This window comes from Staphylococcus massiliensis (assembly GCF_043186315.1).
GTDB classification, from domain to species: Bacteria; Bacillota; Bacilli; order Staphylococcales; family Staphylococcaceae; genus Staphylococcus; species Staphylococcus massiliensis.
Window position 1 is genome coordinate 829,699 of sequence record NZ_CP171119.1, and the last position, 19,100, is coordinate 848,798.

General features: G+C 40.3%; 19 protein-coding genes. 15 read left to right on the forward strand and 4 right to left on the reverse strand.

All coding sequences use genetic code 11. The features are described 5' to 3' along the window. Positions 1-124: 124 nt before the first annotated feature. The 3 genes from ACF3N8_RS03855 to ACF3N8_RS03865 are packed head-to-tail and all read right to left on the reverse strand — an operon-like array spanning position 125 to position 2,055. On the reverse strand, positions 125-958 hold the full coding sequence (locus ACF3N8_RS03855) for a hypothetical protein (RefSeq protein WP_238100892.1): 834 nt from the start codon (positions 956-958) through the stop codon (positions 125-127). Beyond that, the gene (locus tag ACF3N8_RS03860; RefSeq protein ID WP_009384099.1) at positions 948-1,727 is read right to left on the reverse strand and encodes a hypothetical protein; all 780 of its coding nucleotides are present in this window, start codon (positions 1,725-1,727) and stop codon (positions 948-950) included. Before ACF3N8_RS03860 ends, ACF3N8_RS03855 begins: the two co-directional genes overlap by 11 nt. After that, positions 1,717-2,055: a PadR family transcriptional regulator gene (locus ACF3N8_RS03865; protein WP_009384098.1), complete on the reverse strand. Its 339-nt coding sequence runs from the start codon at positions 2,053-2,055 to the stop codon at positions 1,717-1,719. The genes ACF3N8_RS03860 and ACF3N8_RS03865 overlap by 11 nt, the downstream gene beginning before the upstream one ends. A gap of 245 nt (positions 2,056-2,300) precedes the next feature. On the opposite strand from ACF3N8_RS03865, the gene ACF3N8_RS03870 reads away from it, so the two are divergent. From ACF3N8_RS03870 to ACF3N8_RS03915, 10 genes are all read left to right on the forward strand, one after another. Beyond that, a complete protein-coding gene (locus tag ACF3N8_RS03870) occupies positions 2,301-2,882 on the forward strand; it encodes a helix-hairpin-helix domain-containing protein (RefSeq protein ID WP_009384097.1) in 582 nt (193 codons plus the stop codon). 21 nt (positions 2,883-2,903) lie between these two features. Then, positions 2,904-3,377, forward strand: a complete 474-nt coding sequence (locus ACF3N8_RS03875) for an SRPBCC domain-containing protein (RefSeq protein WP_009384096.1) — start codon at positions 2,904-2,906, stop codon at positions 3,375-3,377. A gap of 94 nt (positions 3,378-3,471) precedes the next feature. Continuing rightward, the gene (locus ACF3N8_RS03880) at positions 3,472-3,648 is read left to right on the forward strand and encodes a hypothetical protein (protein ID WP_009384095.1); all 177 of its coding nucleotides are present in this window, start codon (positions 3,472-3,474) and stop codon (positions 3,646-3,648) included. 224 nt (positions 3,649-3,872) lie between these two features. Next, positions 3,873-4,703, forward strand: coding sequence for a formate/nitrite transporter family protein (locus ACF3N8_RS03885; RefSeq protein ID WP_009384094.1), 831 nt, complete (start codon positions 3,873-3,875; stop codon positions 4,701-4,703). A 128-nt stretch (positions 4,704-4,831) separates the two neighbouring features. Continuing rightward, on the forward strand, positions 4,832-5,560 hold the full coding sequence (locus tag ACF3N8_RS03890) for a sirohydrochlorin chelatase (protein WP_238100894.1): 729 nt from the start codon (positions 4,832-4,834) through the stop codon (positions 5,558-5,560). 1 nt (position 5,561) lies between these two features. Beyond that, positions 5,562-6,020 (forward strand): bifunctional precorrin-2 dehydrogenase/sirohydrochlorin ferrochelatase, encoded by a 459-nt coding sequence (locus tag ACF3N8_RS03895; RefSeq protein WP_009384092.1) that lies wholly within the window; start codon positions 5,562-5,564, stop codon positions 6,018-6,020. 2 nt (positions 6,021-6,022) lie between these two features. Further along, positions 6,023-8,428 carry a nitrite reductase large subunit NirB gene (nirB, locus tag ACF3N8_RS03900; protein WP_392450285.1) on the forward strand — a complete coding sequence of 802 codons (2,406 nt, stop codon included), beginning with the start codon at positions 6,023-6,025 and terminating at the stop codon, positions 8,426-8,428. A 10-nt stretch (positions 8,429-8,438) separates the two neighbouring features. Continuing rightward, the gene (locus tag ACF3N8_RS03905; protein WP_238100896.1) at positions 8,439-8,744 is read left to right on the forward strand and encodes a nitrite reductase (NAD(P)H) small subunit; all 306 of its coding nucleotides are present in this window, start codon (positions 8,439-8,441) and stop codon (positions 8,742-8,744) included. Next, positions 8,735-9,658 carry a uroporphyrinogen-III C-methyltransferase gene (gene cobA / locus ACF3N8_RS03910; RefSeq protein WP_009384089.1) on the forward strand — a complete coding sequence of 308 codons (924 nt, stop codon included), beginning with the start codon at positions 8,735-8,737 and terminating at the stop codon, positions 9,656-9,658. Before ACF3N8_RS03905 ends, cobA begins: the two co-directional genes overlap by 10 nt. A gap of 70 nt (positions 9,659-9,728) precedes the next feature. Then, positions 9,729-10,163 (forward strand): VOC family protein, encoded by a 435-nt coding sequence (locus tag ACF3N8_RS03915; RefSeq protein WP_009384088.1) that lies wholly within the window; start codon positions 9,729-9,731, stop codon positions 10,161-10,163. A gap of 188 nt (positions 10,164-10,351) precedes the next feature. Here ACF3N8_RS03915 and ACF3N8_RS03920 read toward each other — a convergent pair whose 3' ends face one another. Then, the gene (locus ACF3N8_RS03920; RefSeq protein ID WP_238100898.1) at positions 10,352-11,119 is read right to left on the reverse strand and encodes a TSUP family transporter; all 768 of its coding nucleotides are present in this window, start codon (positions 11,117-11,119) and stop codon (positions 10,352-10,354) included. Between the two features lie 204 nt (positions 11,120-11,323). On the opposite strand from ACF3N8_RS03920, the gene ACF3N8_RS03925 reads away from it, so the two are divergent. From ACF3N8_RS03925 to narI, 5 genes are all read left to right on the forward strand, one after another. Beyond that, positions 11,324-12,211, forward strand: coding sequence for a nuclease-related domain-containing protein (locus ACF3N8_RS03925; protein WP_009384086.1), 888 nt, complete (start codon positions 11,324-11,326; stop codon positions 12,209-12,211). A 421-nt stretch (positions 12,212-12,632) separates the two neighbouring features. Continuing rightward, the gene (locus tag ACF3N8_RS03930) at positions 12,633-16,304 is read left to right on the forward strand and encodes a nitrate reductase subunit alpha (RefSeq protein ID WP_392450289.1); all 3,672 of its coding nucleotides are present in this window, start codon (positions 12,633-12,635) and stop codon (positions 16,302-16,304) included. Further along, on the forward strand, positions 16,294-17,847 hold the full coding sequence (gene narH / locus ACF3N8_RS03935) for a nitrate reductase subunit beta (RefSeq protein WP_009384084.1): 1,554 nt from the start codon (positions 16,294-16,296) through the stop codon (positions 17,845-17,847). Before ACF3N8_RS03930 ends, narH begins: the two co-directional genes overlap by 11 nt. Continuing rightward, positions 17,840-18,415: a nitrate reductase molybdenum cofactor assembly chaperone gene (locus ACF3N8_RS03940; protein WP_009384083.1), complete on the forward strand. Its 576-nt coding sequence runs from the start codon at positions 17,840-17,842 to the stop codon at positions 18,413-18,415. Before narH ends, ACF3N8_RS03940 begins: the two co-directional genes overlap by 8 nt. Next, entirely contained in the window at positions 18,408-19,085 is a 678-nt protein-coding gene (gene narI, locus ACF3N8_RS03945) for a respiratory nitrate reductase subunit gamma (RefSeq protein ID WP_009384082.1), read from the forward strand. Before ACF3N8_RS03940 ends, narI begins: the two co-directional genes overlap by 8 nt. Positions 19,086-19,100: the final 15 nt, after the last annotated feature.

Here is a 19,100-nt window from a genome sequence, read left to right on the forward strand (position 1 = left end):
CTCGATTCTTTAAAATATTCAACTGAAATTAATATATTTACGATAAGTTCTTAAGCTATCTTAAAGGCATTTTCAAAAAGAAAAGAAGCATTCACGAATATTATCGCAAATGCTTCTTATATAATTAATCTTCTTTATTTAATTCGGCCTTTCGTCGTTTATCAGCTTTATATTCTTTAACTTGCTGATAGATAAAGTAACCGATTAAGATCCATTGAAATGCTATGAAGATAAAGAAGCTTACTACCATAAATGTTGTATCTTTGCCATTACCGTCTATAAATACTGATGTGATAAAGAATGGTGCGGTTACAATTGCAATGAGTACTAAATAGATCCATTGTTTCGTTAAAACTAAAAATATGACCATGATAGTTAGTAAGCATAGACCGATAATAAATGAAGCGCGTTCGCTAGGTTTGTAAACTGTCATTATAGGAAATTTTCTTGCTAAAAAGGCACCTAATAAGTAACAACCAAAGCTAATAGCTCCTACTAATAAGGAATAGGCGTACATTCTTTTCTTAATTTCACCGAACTTGATTGCGAAAAGCTTTATAAACGCTAATAGAATTGCTAAACCTATTAAAAAGAAAATAGTGTTAAAAAATATGCCACCTAGCGTTACGACGAAAGTGCTATCTAATAATTCCGGTAAAACTGTTAGCATAATAACCATTATTACTGCTAAACCTAGGATTTTATATAAACTTTTATCAAAAGGTATTTCCTTGGAAATGGAATCAATATAAGCTTTTGGGGATCCGCCAGTAATGTTGTCGACGGATTCTCCGTTTTGTTCCGCGTGATATAAATGATCTCGTAGTTCATCTTCAATTTCGAAAATCGTTTCATCTTTCTTTCCGCGATACATCAATTCAACGCGTAGCTCTCTTAAGAACTTCTCTGACTTGTCGCTTAATACGATATCGCCGTTCGCATGATATTTATTTTTCATCATTATTCACCTCAATTTTGTTCCAATTTCTATAAAAGCTAACTAGGATTGTGATAAAGACAAATATTATAAACAGGCTAACTGTAAAGAAAATAAAATCTGATTCAGAACCAGTTTTTCCTGTAAATAACTTAGCTAAAAGTTCAGGAAGTGTTGAAATTAGTACCATAAAGAATAAGACCCATGATTTCGTTATTGCTGTGCCAATTAAAAGTAATGCAAAGATTGTGATACCTATAGTTAAACTAAGTGACGGACTTAGACTAAAAAGTGTCATAATGGGATATGAATTGGATATTCGAGCTCCGATAGCATGGATGACTACTGCGACAGTACCAGCCCCGAGTATTAACATAAGTTGGTTATAGTTTTGGTTGCCTAACTTAACTACCATCCACTTGATTGCTATGAGAAATAATAAAAGCGATACAAGCATCGATACGACGGACGTCAAGATATTACCAATCGTAAGCGTGAAATGACCTTCGATTAAAGGTGAGATTATAAAGAAACCGATTGCAACGAATAATCCACCAATGAGCGATTTGATAACAGTTCTATCAAACGACATTTCATTTGAAATCGATTTGATATAAGCTTTTGGTGAGCCGCCTGTGATATTATCCACGGAATCACCGTTTTCTTCAGCGTGTATCAAATGGTCGCGTAATTCATCCTCAATTTCGTAGACTTCTTCGTCTTTTTTGCCTCGGTACAAGAGTTCAATACGTAATTCGCGTAGAAATTTTTCTGATTTTTCACTTAGCATCATCATCACCTCTTATCACATTATTCATTCCAAAGTTAAGTTGCTTCCATTTTTCTCTGAATACGGTAAGTTCTTCGAGACCTAAATCAGTAATGGTGTAATATTTACGTTTAGGTCCGCCTGAAGTGGACTTTTTCGTTTCTGACTGAATGTAACCTTTCTTACTCAAGCGAAGGAGCACGGGATAAATACTGCCATCGCTTATTTCAGGAAAGTTTAAGTTATTGAGTTTTTCGAGTATTTCATAGCCATAGGTTTCACCTTGAGCAATGAGGCCTAAAATTGCCCCGTCAAGTAAACCTTTCATCATTTGTTTAGAGATTGACAAGTCATCACCTGCTTTAACTATCTTATAATATAAGGTAGTACTATTCTCACGATTTGTCAACTATCTTATAATATAAGTTAGATGGATTTTAAAGTTGATGTGGCGGTCTTTTAAGGGCTTTTCAAGAAGAAATCGAAATAAAATAAATTGAAATTTATTTATAGAAAATTGTATAAAAAGGTGCTTGTGTTATTCTGAAAGTAGCTTTATTAAGGCATAACGAAATGAAAATAAGGAGGATGTGGATGGGACACGCATTACCTAAAATTGGCAAACCGGCGACGCAAGCATTACATAAAGCGGGCATTGAAACGTTAGAGGCAGTCGCAGAACATGATGAAGCGGCTCTACTCGACTTACATGGTGTAGGTCCAAAAGCAGTACGCATATTGAAGGAAGCTTTGGACGAGGTGAACCTTTCATTGAAGCACCAAGAATCGGATTCAAATAAAGACGCGCCCTTCGAAGTTGTGGCAGACCTGTCGTGCGACAATGCGCCTAAAGCACGCACAATCAAAGCGTATTTGATCGCATCGGCTGCATGTGACGAGGATAAACTAGACGCCTTACTCAGCGATTCACTAACGTGGCACGTACCTGGTGACTTAGAATTATCTGGCAAGGCGGCGTTCATCAAAGCATTGAAGGACAACAAGCAGGATGTTAAGTCGCTTGAAATTACGTCGATATTGACCCATGGTAAACTGGCGTCTGCACATGGCGTGTTAACGACTTCTGATGCGACCATTTATTTCGCAAGCTTCTTCGAATTTGAAGGGCACAAGAAAGACGCCAAGATTCAAGACATTACGTCATATGTTATTTAAATTATAGAGGGGATGATCGTTATGAGTTTTAAACGAGAAGATAATCAAATTAAGATAGAACGCACTTTCGATGCGGTACCTTCGAAGGTGTATGATGCCTATGTCACTCAAGATCAATTTGAGGCTTGGTTCCATCCTGAGGGTTGGACGACAACAGTCAAAGCGTTTGATCCGAAACCGAATGGCCACGTGCATTATGGTATGTTTGGCGACGATATCACGAGTTATGGTGTATCGATTTATGAGACGTTGGAGCGTCCAAATCAGCTTGTATATCGTGATTACTTCGCGAATGAGAAGGGTGAAATTAATCCAGATATGCCACCGATGAAAGTTGCGCTAGAGTTTCATGATGCGGGAGACGGTAAGACGCGCCTCGTTTCGACGACGACTTTGAAAGATGCTGCTACGGCGAAACAACTTGTCGACATGGGCGTCGAACAAGGTATGCATTCGACTTGGAATAATTTAGATCGATTACTGGCTAAAGCGTAGATGCGTTTGCCTCCTTGAAAAGGATTTTAAGAAATTCGTCACAACTTTTGTGCATCAAGAGCGTTATAATAGGCTTTGAAAAGAGGTGCTTGTGATGAATAAACGTTATTTAAAGGTACTTGGACTATATAGTTTAAGTACATTCGTACCAGCGCTTATCAGTGAAGGCTTTTCTAAGCAATTATTTAAAAGCTTCTTCCTTTATACAACTTTAGGATATGGTATTTTTGCGGCTGGTTTAAAAGTAATGAAACAACAAAAGCGCGGTTAATGCGCAATATCAATGTAAGCGTCCTATGCATGAAAACGTGATTGCATAGGGCTTTTTCTAAATGGGAAATATGCGATTAAGTGTGAAATTGCTGGGTGAAATAGATATTTGAACAACACTCGAAGATTTTAATTTCAAAAAAGTTCTAGTCAATAAACATTGACTTATTATAATATGTATACGAATAAAGATTTATTACAAGTAGAAAGAAGGGTGTAGGTAAAATGGGGATTCAAAAACCGAATAAGACAGTTGCCGATTCATTTTCAACGCGAGAAACGGTCGAGGGCATCGTCGGATCTGTCGCAATGAAAGAAACGATGTTGTACAAATCGTTCTCGAGATATCTTGTGAAAGCGATGATGTCAGGGTTCTTACTCGCAATCTGTACGATTTTTATGCTGGGAATTAAAACGCAATTTGCGGGCAGTCTGCCGGGCGTCGTTAATTTAATGGGCGCGTTTGCGTTCAGTTTAGGTTTAGTATTTATCGTGCTCACGCATTCGGAGTTGTTAACAAGTAACTTTATGTTCGTCACGGTGGCTTTGTTCTTTAGAACGATCAACTTGAAGAGCGCGCTATGGTTATTTACGGTCTGCTTTATCGGAAATATTTTAGGTGCCTTCGTGTTCTTCGGCATGATGGTGTGGTCGAATATTATGACGCCTGAGATGCTTGAAGCGTTGACGAAGACCGTTACGAGTAAGACTGTAGAGTCGACGTGGCAAACGATTTTAGTTAAAGGTATCTTTGCGAACTTTTTCATTAATATTGGTATTTTTATTTCACTTCAATTTAAAGAAGGTTTAATGAAAGCATTTTTTATTTCAATCGGTGTTGTAATCTTCGTGTTTATGGCGTTTGAACACGTTGTATACAATGCAGGTTTATTTGTAGGTATGTTGTTCTATAACATTGATGCATTGAATTGGTTAGGTGTACTTAAAAATATTGTCTTTGCATACATTGGTAACTATATCGGTGGGGGTATTTTAATCGGTCTTATGTATGCATTTGTGAACGGTTCACGTGATACATTCAAGCTTAAAAAATAACGTAAATCTTATTAGGGTTTTCACTTACTTAATAGGTAGGGGAAAACCCTATTTTTGAATGTTAATGTGAAAAATATCACAAATTTATGTCATTTTGACGTACAATATAAGTGAAGAGGTGATTTGAATTGCAAACGATTCTTGTTGTTCATGGTATGCGAAAGGGTCCGCAAAATGATGCTTTAAAAACGTTTATTCATGCGCTTTTAGCTGAAGATACGCTTGATTTCGAAGTGGCTTTTCTAGAAAGTGAAACGTCGAGCTTGGAACAAGTGATTGACAGACACGTTGCGCGTGGGGAACGTGACTTTAATTTAATACCTTTATTACTCTTTACTGCCTTGCATTATTCGGTGGACATTCCTGAAATTATGGACGCTTTTAAAGCGCGTTATGACGATATTTCTTTCAAATGGTCGTTACCGCTTGGCACGCATCCTGATATGGTCGACATCGTTGAGAAGCGCGTACGAGATGCGCGTATCCAAATGAGGGATACCGTTTCGGAGCGACGCACGGCTGTCGTTGTCATTGCGCACGGTAGCTTTAAATTTCAGCGACCAGACTATGAACTTGAGACGTTGTGCGAACAATTGTCACTTGATGAAGATGCTTACGCGTATATGCTTTATGGCAACAAGGCCTTTGAGACTTATTTGCCTGACATTGCCGAACGCTATACAGATTTAATCGTCGTGCCGTTATTTCTATATGACGGCTACCTCGTCAACAAGATTAAACGTAAGCTCGAAAGTTTGGCACTTTCATCAACACTTCACATCAGACCTTCACTTAATTTGGATTCAATGTTACGTGACATTATTATTTCGCGTTATCAAACGTTAAAGGAGTACTGACATGTATCCCATTCAACTTCAAATTCAAGGTAAACATATTGTTGTCGTCGGGGGCGGTCGTATCGGATTTCGAAAGGTATCGAAGCTCGTTCGAGAGGCGGTAACGATTGATGTCGTGAGTCCGTCATTCGATGTGGCTTTTCAAAGATTGAAGGCACCTAACGTCTCACTCATTGAAAAGCCCTATGAGAAATCGGATATTGAAGCGGCTGATATTGTGTACATTGCGACAAATGATCATGAATTAAATGACCAAATTCGTCGTGATTGTACGGCGCAACAACTTGTGAATCATACGGGAGACCGTACGCAATCAGATTTCTATGATATGAAAACGATTGAATATGATGGCATAACGATCAATATTGGTTCGAATGGCTCGGATTACGAACGTGTTAAAGCACTTTCTCAAGCGATTGAAACGTATTTAGACGGGACTTACAAGGAGGATAAACTGTAAAAATGGCAAAGACGAAATTACTTATGATTGGTAATGGTATGGCTGGGATTAGAACGATCGAGGAAATTATTGAACGTGAACCGGATATGTTCGATATTACGGTGATCGGTAAAGAACCTTATCCAAACTATAACCGCATCATGTTATCGAATATACTTCAGAATAAAATGACGATTGAAGAAACGATTATGAATCCGTACGACTGGTACGCATCGAACAATATTCACTTAATTACGGATGACCCGGTGGTTGAAATTGACCGTGAACGTAAGCAGGTCGTGACTTCGAAAGGTCAAGCAGTGACGTATGATAAATGTATTATTGCGACAGGTTCTGAGGCGTTTATTCTACCTGTAGACGGTTCGAGACTTCAAGGCGTTATGGGCTGGCGTACGATTGATGATACGAAACGCATGATTGAAATGGCGCAAACGAAGCGTAAAGCGATTGTAATCGGTGGGGGATTACTTGGTTTAGAGTGTGCGCGTGGTTTACTTGATCAAGGTATGGACGTGACGGTGTTGCATTTAGGTGAATGGCTTATGGAAATGCAGCTTGACCGTAAGGCTGGTGAGCTGTTGAAGCTTGATTTAGAAGCGCAAGGTATGAAGTTTAAGCTACAAGCGAATACGCAGGAAATTATTGGTGATTCGCATGTTGAAGCGGTGCTTTTATCTGACGGTCAAGTTTTAGAAACGGATATGGTTGTGATGGCGGTTGGTATTCGTCCTGTAACAAAAGCTGCACGTGCGTCGGGTCTTGAAATAGGTCGCGGTATCGTTGTTGACGACTTTATGAAGACGAGTGACGATGATATTTATGCGGTTGGTGAATGTTGTGAGCACCGTTCGAAAGTTTATGGCTTAGTTGCACCGTTATACGATCAAGGTAAGGTTTTAGCGGACCATATTACAGGTCGCGCGACGGAAGGTTACCAAGGTTCGACAACGTTTACTTCTTTAAAAGTCTCGGGCTGTGACTTATTTAGTGCCGGTAAAATTTATGAAACTGAAAATATTCATGGTATTGAAGTATTTAATAGTGTCGATAAAGTATATAAAAAGATCTTTGTAGAAGATAAACATATTGTAGGTGCTGTATTATACGGTGATACTGAAGAAGGTAACCGTTTCTATAATATGATGAAGAAAGGCGACACAATTGAAGAATACACGCTTGTATCGTTACTTCATAAAGCTGGTGAAGTAGATGCAATTAGTGTTGAAACGATGGATGACGATGAAACGATTTGTGGTTGCAATGGTATTTCAAAAGGCCAAATCGTTAAAGCAATTCAAGATGAAGGTCTGACATCTGTAGATGAAGTTACGAAATGTACAAAAGCAGGTAACTCTTGCGGTAAGTGTAAAGGTCAGATTGGTGACTTACTTGCGTTTACGCTTGGTGACGGCTTTGTTGAAAGTAAGGCAACAGGTATTTGTGCGTGTACAGATTTAAGCCGTGATGAAATCGTAGCGGCGATTCGTGAGAAAGGTCTTAAGACGTCTAAAGAAGTACGCCACGTCTTAGACTTTAATGATAAGGGCGGTTGTCCGAAGTGTCGTCCAGCGATTAATTACTATTTAAATATGATTCATCCTACTGAACATGAGGACGAGAAAGCGTCACGCTTTGCGAACGAACGTTACCATGCCAATATTCAAAACGACGGTACGTTCTCTGTCATTCCTCAAATGAAAGGTGGCGTGACGAACCCTGACCAATTAATCCGATTAGGTGAAGTTGCGAAGAAATACAATGTGCCACTTGTTAAAGTGACAGGTTCTCAACGTATTGGTTTATATGGCATTAAGAAGGAAGACTTACCGCATGTATGGCGCGACCTTGGTATGCGATCTGCGTCTGCTTATGCGAAGAAGACCCGTTCTGTGAAAAGTTGTGTCGGTAAGGAATTCTGCCGTTTTGGTACGCAGTATACGACGAAACTTGGTATTCGACTTGAATCAACGTTTGAATATATTGATACACCGCATAAATTTAAAATGGGTGTTTCAGGTTGTCCAAGAAGTTGCGTAGAATCAGGTGTTAAAGATTTTGGTGTCATTGGTGTTGAAAATGGCTTCCAAATCTTTGTTGGTGGTAACGGTGGTACGGACGTTGTTGCGGCGACGCTTTTAACAACAGTGCCGACTGAAGATGATGTGATTAAATTATGTGGTGCGTACATGCAATATTATCGTGAGACTGGTATTTATGCGGAACGTACAGCGCCTTGGTTAAAACGTATGGGCTTTGAGCACGTTCGTGACGTTGTTTTAGATCCTGAGAAACAGGACGAGCTATATGACCGTATTATGATTGCGAAGAAAGCGGTTGAGGCGGAACCTTGGAATGAAATTGTGAATGCATCTTCTGATCAAAAAATCTTCGAAGTAGAGAAAGTGTGAGGGTAAGATAATGGAGAAAATTAAAGTTACGACATTAGATGAAATGACACCTTTAATTGGTAAGAAAGTTATCGTTAAAGGTACTGAAATCGGGTTGTTTTTAACTGAGAACGGTGACATTAAAGCGGTTCATAATGTGTGTCCACATAAGCAAGGGCCTTTATCTGAAGGTACGGTGAGCGGTGACTATGTATATTGTCCATTACACGATCAAAAGATTGATTTTAACACAGGTGAAGTTCAAGCGCCAGATACAGGTTGTGTCGCAACGTATCCGGTTGAAATCGTGGATGGTGACGTATTTGTATGTGTATAACTAAAGGCTTTGTATCGTTAGTAGGTGCGGGCCCTGGTCATCCTGATTTACTTTCTCGAAAAGCCGAGCGTGTCATTAAGCGTGCAGATATTATCTTGTACGATCGTCTGGTAAACCCTTTTATCATTCAGTTTGCGAAACCTGAAGCTGAATTAATCAACGTTGGTAAAATACCTTACGGCAAGCAGGTGAAGCAAGAAAAGATTAATGCGCTATTGGTTGAAGCTGCTTTTAATCACAAGCATGTGGTTCGTTTGAAAGGTGGCGACCCTGCGATTTTCGGTCGTGTAAAGGATGAGGTAGAGGCTTTAGAAGCGGAAGGTATTGCGTATGAAATCGTGCCCGGTATCACGTCGGCGTCAGCGGCGGTAGCGTCATATGGCGTTGGTTTAACAGAGCGTAACGTTGCGACAAGTATTACGTTTACGACCGGACATTTTAAAGACTCAATGGAACGCGATATTGATATCACATCGTTGTTAGATGGTGGCACGCTCGCGATTTATATGGGCGTGAAGCGTTTGCCGAAGCTCATGGACTTTATTATGACGCAAGCTAAAGTGGATTATAACGTTGTTGTGATCTTCAATGCGACGCGTTTTAACGAGTTTAAAGTCGAGGGCACGGTGTCGAATATCGCGGATCAAGTGGCGAACGTAGACGTAGCTGGTCCGGCTGTTATTATCGTGGGTGATGTAACGACTTCCATTTTGGAAAAGCAACATATTATTAAAAAGCGTTTTCTAATTAAAGGTATGTATGATGATGCGATGACTAAAGCTTTAGATTTATATGACGACGGATATGAGTGTTTTATTGAGGTAGACGAGGCTGAAACGCGTCATCCATCTCAGAGGGCTTTTCAAAGGGAGATTATTGAAGAGACACACTTTGATGATTTTATAAAAGTTTAAGCAAATAAGTAGATTAGTTTAAACTAAGGTGGGTAATATTAGATATCATCTATTTGGAGGTCTTTAGAAAGTGAAACAATTACATCCTTACATCGCATTTGAAAATACTAAAGAAGCATTAGAATATTACGAAACTGTATTTAAAGCGACTGACATTAACCGTTTACCTGTAGGCGAAGCACAAGCTGAACAATTTGGCGTATCAAAAGAAGAAGCCGCTAATAAAACGATGCACTCAGAATTTACAATCGCCGGTGTGAAATTAATGGCTTCAGATAGTTTCGGAAATCATGAAACTAATATTAACCATGCCATTTCATTAATGATTGATTTCAGTGTTTCAGACGAGAAGGAATTTGAGGATATGAAAACATTATTCGATCACATTTCTCAAGATTCTACTGTGAAAGTTGAAATGCCGTTAGAAAAACAATTCTGGGGCGGCGCTATGGGTACACTAATCGATAAATATAATATTCGTTGGATGTTCCACGGTCAAAAATAATTTGCTTTATAAATCATGATATAGAATAAACCCCTCAACATTTGCGTAATGTCGAGGGGTTTTGTTTGGTTTCATAAACGTTTTGAAAGCGTTTAAGTGATTAAGGTGTTATATATGATGTTGAGTCGCGCTTGAGAATGAAATACGTGCGACGCGTAAAGTTGTGAAAGTAATGGTTTTCGATAAATCTACAAAAAGTGCTTCGTAACATAGTCGTACACGTTCTTTAGAAGCAATATGAGTGTGACGCCGATGAACAGGGATTTGACGTATGATACGCCTTTACGAATCGCGAATTGGCTACCGGCGAAGCTACCTGCGATCATTGAGATACCCATAATGAGTCCTACTTTATAGTCAACGTGTTGTAAGCACGCGAAGAGAATAATCGCGCCGACGTTACTTGCGAAGTTAATAACTTTGGCGTTACCCGCTGCTTTAAGGAAGTCAAAACCTACTATTAATAATAGGAATAAGAAGAAGCTACCTGTACCTCCGCCTAGGAATCCGTCATACATGCCGATGATGAAGACGAAGGCCGCGAAGATGATGGCTTTCTTAGGAGGGAGTTTCTGATAGGTGGAAGTTTCTCCCCATTCTTTCTTAACGAGCGTGTAGATTAATACGAGAAACAGCATGATAATGACGAGCGGTTTCAAGAGTTCGGGCGGTATGCGGGTTGCGATGAGTGCCCCGAAGACCGAACCTATGAATGATAGCGGAAATAATTTTTTGACGATATGTAAGTCGACTTTCCGCGCGCGAATGAATGTGATGGCTGATGTGAGCGATCCGAATGAACTTGCGAGTTTGTTTGTTCCGAGGGCCGTAGCGGGATGTAAGCCGATTGCGAGTAGGGCTGGAATTGAGATGAGTCCACCGCCGCCAACTACTGAATCGATAAATGCGGATAGAAACCCGAATAGTATGATGATGATAATCATGTCTAAGTCCATAATTCCAACTCCTTCAAATGATTTATACCTAATATATCATAGGTTTTAGGTTGGTGCGGGGTAGATTTCGTCTGCAATTTTATTCATTTGGAAATGGAATTTGCGCAGTTTCTGAGTAATTGTATGTGGCTTTTAAAGTATGGTGGGCGTGGGCATTGAAAGGTGATATAGTTAAAGAAATTTAATGAAGAGGAGCAACAAGATATGAACATCAACGAAATGATGAATGCGTACTGGTTAGCGATTGATGGCAGATGTGATGTGGATTCTAAAACTGCGAGTAAGATTAAGAATATTAAGGTCGGTTTGGAGGGTGAGTCCCTCTTTGAAAAGCACTTGAAAGCGGTCGACCGGATTGTGTATGGGCGCAATTTGTACTTTAATCAAATGCACCCTTTGGAGATCGACTTTCTGGTGATTAACGGAAAGCAGGCGATGATATTTGAAGTGAAGCATTATAGTGGCGATTACAAGTACGACGGCGATGCGCTCGAGTCGGCTAAAGGCTTTAGGTTTGCGGCGCCGCATGTACAATTGTTGAAGCAGGTGAACGAGCTTAAGATGGTACTGAAGCGAGCGGGCTTGAGTATGTCGGTCAGTGCTTACGTAGTGTATACGAATCCGACGTTTACTTTGAGCGGAGGTATACCGCACCGCGGGTTTACCTTATTGCCGACCGAACTTCACAAAATTCCTACTTTATTTCCTCAGCGTTTTACCTCGAAAGATCAAATTATATTGGATAAGATACGTACCCAGCAGATAGATTTAACCCACCGTTTAAATTTTGAAAAGCCTTATGGTCTGGATCAGGCTAGGACCGGTTTGCGTTGTAGTTGTTGTAAGGAAATTGGATTCATAGAACCTGTACCTCATAAGAAAACTGTAAGATGTACGCGTTGTGGTTCTAACTTTATTAAGCGTGACGTGTATTATGAGCATTTGAAGGAGCTTTACTATATTAAGGACGACGGTTTCACTTTGAAAGAAGCTATGGCCTGGTGTGAAGGGGCGAGCTTTAATACTGTTAGAAGGATTAGTAATGATTTCTTCATATATAAAGGTGTTCGTAATAAAAAGTATTTTATTTAGTGAGCGATGGGTAAGCGTGTTGGCTGTAGATCGTATGTAAGAGCCAAGTTGAGAGGTCACATGGCTCTAAATTGCTTGTAAGAGCCAAGTGAAGAGGTGACATGGCTCTAAATCGCTTGTAAGAGCCAAGTGAAGAGGTGACATGGCTCTAAATTGCTTGTAAGAGCCAAGTGAAGCCATGACATGGCTCTAAATTGCTTGTAAGAGCCAAGTGAAGCCATGACATGGCTCTTATCCCAGCACTCCCCCCATCAACACCCTATCCCCAACTCTCACCTCCGCACTTCCATCTACCACATCATAATTTCAAAGAATAAGGGTTTTCCAACATCTATATAGGTTATTCCCTAATATCTATGCCTTGTGAAAAATTGTACAATCATAGTATGAATTACGGGACGATATTAAGGGAGGATTATTGATGGTTAAATTTGGATTGAATTTCTTTAAACCTACGGAAAAGTTTAATGGTGATTGGTCTGTTTTGGAAAATAAAAGTCGTGAATGGGAGAAAATGTATCGTGAGCGTTGGAGCCACGACAAAGTAGTTCGTACAACACATGGTGTTAACTGTACGGGCTCTTGCTCATGGAAAGTATTCGTTAAGAATGGTGTAATCACTTGGGAGAACCAACAAATTGACTACCCAAGTTGTGGACCTGATATGTCTGAATTTGAACCTAGAGGTTGTCCGCGTGGAGCGTCATTCTCTTGGTATGAATATAGTCCGCTCCGAGTTAAGTTCCCATACGTTCGTGGAAAATTATGGGATTTATGGACAGCAGCAATGGACGAACACCAAGATCCTATCAAAGCTTGGGCTTCAATAGTTGAAGATCCAGACAAAGCTAAAATTTATAAGTCTGCTCGAGGAAAAGGCGGTCATATCCGCGTATCATGGAAAGAAATCTCTAAACTTATCGCAGCTCAACTGATTTACACAATTAAAAAGGACGGCCCAGACCGTATCGCAGGATTCACACCAATTCCAGCGATGTCTATGATTAGTTACGCTTCTGGTGCACGTTTTATCAACTTATTAGGTGGCGAAATGCTCAGCTTCTACGATTGGTATGCCGACCTACCACCTGCTTCACCACAAATTTGGGGTGAACAAACTGACGTACCAGAATCAAGTGACTGGTACAACGCGGCTTATATCATGATGTGGGGTTCAAACGTACCACTAACACGTACACCAGACGCACACTTCATGACAGAAGTACGTTACAAAGGTACAAAAGTTGTGTCAGTAGCACCAGACTATGCAGAAAACGTTAAATTCGCAGACGACTGGATCGCACCTAACCCTGGTACAGACGCTGCAGTAGCACAAGCAATGACGCACGTTATTCTACAGAAATATTACATCGATGAACCATCAGAAATGTTCATCAACTATGCTAAACAATATACAGACATGCCATTCGTCATCATGTTAGACGAAGACGAGAACGGTCTTAAAGCAGGTCGTTTCCTTCGTGCAAGTGACCTTGGCCACGCTACAGAAAAAGGCGAATGGAAACCGGTTGTACTAGACAACCTTACAAATAATCTTGTCGTTCCAAACGGTACAATGGGTCAACGTTGGGAAGAAGGCAAGAAATGGAACTTAAAACTCGAAACTGAAGACGGTCAACAAATCGACCCATCTATGACAATCGCTAACGACACATACGACATCGTAGAAATCCAATTCCCGTACTTCGACAATGAAGGAAACGGTGTCTTTAAACGCCCAATTCCAGTTCGCAAAGTCACATTACAAAACGGCGAAACAACATATATCGCGACAACATTCGACCTTATGGCGAGTCAGTACGGTGTGAAACGTTTCAACCACCGATTAGAAGCTAAAGGTTTCGACGACGCTGAATCACTTTACACACCAGCTTGGCAACAATCAGTTACAGGCGTTAAACCTGAACTCGTAACGCAAGTAGGTCTAGAATTCGCTCAGAATGCAATCGACACTGACGGACGCTCAATGATTATCATGGGCGCAGGTATCAACCACTGGTTCAACTCAGACACAATCTACCGTTCAATCCTTAACCTCGTAATGCTATGTGGTTGCCAAGGTGTTAACGGTGGTGGCTGGGCGCACTATGTAGGTCAAGAGAAATGTCGTCCTATCGAAGGTTGGAGCACAGTTGCTTTTGCCAAAGATTGGCAGCCAGTCCCAAGACTTCAAAACGCAACAAGTTGGTACTACTTCGCAACTGACCAATGGAAATACGAAGAGTCTGGTGTCGATAAGCTTAAGTCTCCTTTAGCAAAAGACATCAAGCACCAGCACCCGGCTGACTACAACGTTACGGCTGCTCGACTAGGTTGGTTACCATCGTATCCACAATTCGATAAAAACAGTTTACTATTTGGCGAAGAAGCGAAAGAACAAGGCGATAACTCAAACGAAGCCGTACTTAAACATGCAATAGAGTCTGTTAAATCTCGCAAAACAAAATTTGCAGTTGAAGATCCAGACCTTCGCAAAAACCATCCGAAGACACTATTCGTATGGCGCTCAAACTTAATTTCAAGTTCAGCTAAAGGTCAAGAGTACTTCATGAAACACTTACTCGGTACGAAATCAGGATTACTCGCTGAACCAAACGAACAAGATAAGCCAGAAGAAATCGTATGGCGTGAAGACACAGAAGGTAAGTTAGACTTACTTGTCGCTTTAGATTTCAGAATGACAGCGACGCCTTTATACGCAGACATCGTACTTCCAGCAGCAACTTGGTACGAAAAACACGACCTGTCATCAACAGACATGCACCCATTCGTACACCCATTCAATCCGGCAATCGATCCACTTTGGGAGTCACGTTCGGACTGGGATATTTATAGAACGTTAGCGAAGACTTTCTCCGATATGGCAAAAGTCCATTTGACTGGAACTTACAAAGACGTTGTGACAACGGCGCTTGCGCATGATACAGCCCAAGAAATCGCGACACCTTTAGGAAAAGTCAAAGACTGGACTAAAGGCGAAGTTGAAGCCGTTCCAGGTAAAACAATGCCAGGTTTCGCAATTGTAGAACGTGATTACACGCAAATCTACGATAAATTCGTTTCACTTGGACCACTCCTTGAAAAAGGTAAAGTCGGCGCTCACGGTGTGAGCTTTTCAGTAAAAGAACAATACGATGAATTAAAGAGTATGGTAGGTACTTGGGAAGACGATACAGTTAAGTCACAAAAACCACGAATCGATACGGCACGCCGCGTAGCAGATGCGATACTCAATATTTCGTCAGCGACAAACGGCCGCGTATCACAAAAATCATACGATGATTTAGAAAATCAAACTGGCATGGAATTAAAGGATATTTCAAGCGAACGTGCTTCAGAGAAGATTACATTCTTAAATATTACAGCACAACCGCGTGAAGTTATTCCTACGGCCGTATTCCCAGGTTCAAACAAACTTGGTCGTCGTTATTCACCATTTACGACAAACATCGAACGACTCGTTCCATTCAGAACTTTAACAGGTCGTCAAAGTTACTATATCGATCACGAAGTATTCCAACAGTTCGGTGAAAGTTTACCAGTTTACAAACCGACATTACCGCCAATGGTATTCGGAACGAAAGATAAAAAAGTTAAAGGCGGCATGGATACATTAGTACTTAGATATCTAACGCCACATGGTAAATGGAATATTCACTCAACATACCAAGATAACCAACATATGTTAACGCTATTCCGTGGTGGTCCAACCGTTTGGATTTCAAACGAAGACGCAGCGAAACATGATATTGCGGATAACGATTGGTTAGAAGTATATAACCGAAATGGTGTTGTAACGGCACGTGCAGTCGTATCACACCGTATGCCTAAAGGTACGATGTTCATGTACCACGCACAAGACAAACACATTCAAACACCAGGTTCTGAAATTACAGATACACGTGGTGGTTCACATAACGCACCAACTAGAATTCACTTAAAGCCGACACAACTTGTTGGGGGATATGCACAAATTAGTTACGGCTTTAACTACTATGGACCAATAGGGAACCAACGTGATGTTTACGTTGCAGTTAGAAAAATGAAAGGGGTTGACTGGCTTGAAGATTAAAGCACAAGTAGCAATGGTACTTAACTTAGATAAATGTATCGGATGTCACACATGTAGTATTACATGTAAGAATACTTGGACAAACCGTCCAGGTGCAGAATATATGTGGTTTAACAACGTTGAAACGAAACCAGGTATCGGTTATCCAAAACGATGGGAAGACCAAGAGAAATATAAAGGTGGTTGGCACCTCAATAAAAAAGGCAAGTTAGAACTTAAATCTGGTAGTCGTTTATCTAAGATTGCACTCGGTAAAATTTTCTACAATCCTGATATGCCAGTCATTAAAGATTACTATGAGCCATGGACGTATAACTACGAGAACTTAACTACGAAAAAACATGGTAATCACTCACCTGTAGCGCGTGCTGAATCACTTATCTCAGGAGATAAATTAAATCTTGAATGGGGTCCTAACTGGGAGGATGACCTTGCAGGTGGACATGTAACAGGACCTATGGATCCAAACATCCAAAAAATCGAAGAAGAAATTAAATTCAACTTCGACCAAACGTTCATGATGTACTTACCACGTTTATGTGAACACTGTCTGAACCCTAGTTGTGTGGCGTCATGTCCATCAGGCGCGATGTATAAACGCGACGAAGACGGTATCGTACTTGTAGACCAAGATGCATGTCGTGGATGGCGTTACTGTATGACAGGTTGTCCTTATAAAAAGGTTTACTTCAACTGGAAAACGAATAAAGCTGAGAAATGTACATTCTGTTTCCCACGTGTTGAAGCAGGTCTTCCAACAGTGTGTTCTGAAACATGTACTGGTCGTATGCGTTACTTAGGTGTGCTTTTATATGATGCGGACCGTGTTCAAGAGGCGGCTTCTGCTGAAAATGAACAAGATCTTTACGAAAAGCAATTAGACCTTTTCTTAGATCCTTTTGATGAAGATGTCATTGAACAAGCAGAGAAAGATGGTATTTCAATGGAATGGATTGAAGCGGCTCAAAACTCTCCAATCTACAAACTTGCGATTGAGTACAAGCTTGCGTTCCCATTACACCCTGAATACCGTACAATGCCAATGGTTTGGTATTGCCCACCATTAAGCCCAATCATGAACTACTTTGAAGGTAAAGATTCAATTAACAACCCAGATGCAATCTTCCCAGCTATCGAAGAAATGCGTTTACCAATTGAATACCTTGCGAACCTATTAACAGCAGGGGATACAAGACCGGTTAAGACAGCACTTCAAAGAATGGCGATGATGCGTGGTTATATGAGAGCGCAAACAACTGGTAAACCTTATGACACAGACCGTTTAGCTCGATTAGGTTTAACAGAACGACAAACAAAGGATATGTATCGACTACTTGCGATTGCGAAATACGAAGATCGCTTTGTAATCCCAACGTCTCACAAAGAAGCGTATATGGATACGTATCGTGCACAAGGTAGCCAAGGTTATGGCGGCGAACACTTCGGGGCAGATTGTGATGGTTGCGGCGTTCCAGTAGCAGCAGGAAAATCAGGACAAGAAATTTATAACGACAACTTCTACGGAGGCATCTTCCGTGATTAATTTATCGACGTTAAAACACTATAAAGATACATTTGGTTTTATGAGTCAGCAACTGAACTTTCCCGAAAAGTTAACGTTCCATCCAAAGACAGTCGATCAAATTTTTGATGCATCGCACCCAGCTACACCTTGGATTAAACAATATCGAGAGGCTGTAAATGAACGCAGTCTCTCTGAAATGAAAACGTTATATACAGAGACGTTTGATTTTAATAAGAAGGCGACGCTTCACATGACTTTTAACAAATTTGATACGCAAAAAGAGCGCGGTCAAATGCTTGCGAAATTAAAGGTTCTATATGAAATGTTCGGTCTTCAAATGGTTGACCAAGAACTATCGGATTATCTGCCGCTAATCTTAGAATTTTTGTATGCAGCAAACTTCGATGGCGATAAGCGTGCTCAAGAGAATGCGCACTTACTCGTAATGATCGTTGAAGATGGCACGTATCCGATTATGACTTATCTTAAGGAGAAGCAAAATCCGTACTACTACTTAATTAAAGGGTTAAGAGAAACACTTAAACAATGTATTGAACATCAAAGTGAGGTGTCAGGCCGTGATTAATCAATTTTTATGGGTTATCTTCCCATATCTCGCAATCGCGATATTTATTATTGGTCATATCGCACGATTTAAATATGATCAATTTTCATGGACAGCTAAATCGAGTGAATTTATTGAAAAGAAACAACTTAAATGGGGCAGTATCCTATTTCACTTAGGAATTGTACCTGTAGCAGCGGGACATTTCGTAGGTCTATTTATACCAGCATCATGGTTACGCAGTGTTGGCGTAAATGATCACATGTATCATATTGGCGCTGTGTATATCGGAAGTTTATTTGGTATAATAACATTAATCGGTATGTTATTACTTACGATGCGTCGTATTACGATTCAAAATGTGAGACGTTTAAGCTCACTATCGGATATATTTGTAAATATTTTATTATTAATCATTGTATTTATGGGTTGTTATGCAACTCTTGTGACAAATGCAACAGTACCAGACTTTGATTATCGTTCGACGATTTCTGTTTGGTTTAGAGGTTTATTTACATTTAGTCCAGATGCTAGTTTAATGGCTACAGTACCATGGTCATTTAAATTACACATGCTTTTAGGTTTCTTAATTACGGCATTTTGGCCTTTCACGCGTTTAGTCCATGTATGGAGTGTACCTGTGAACTATGGTACACGTAGTTATATTATTTACCGTAAACACAAAGCTTGAAGTGGAGGCTAGGAC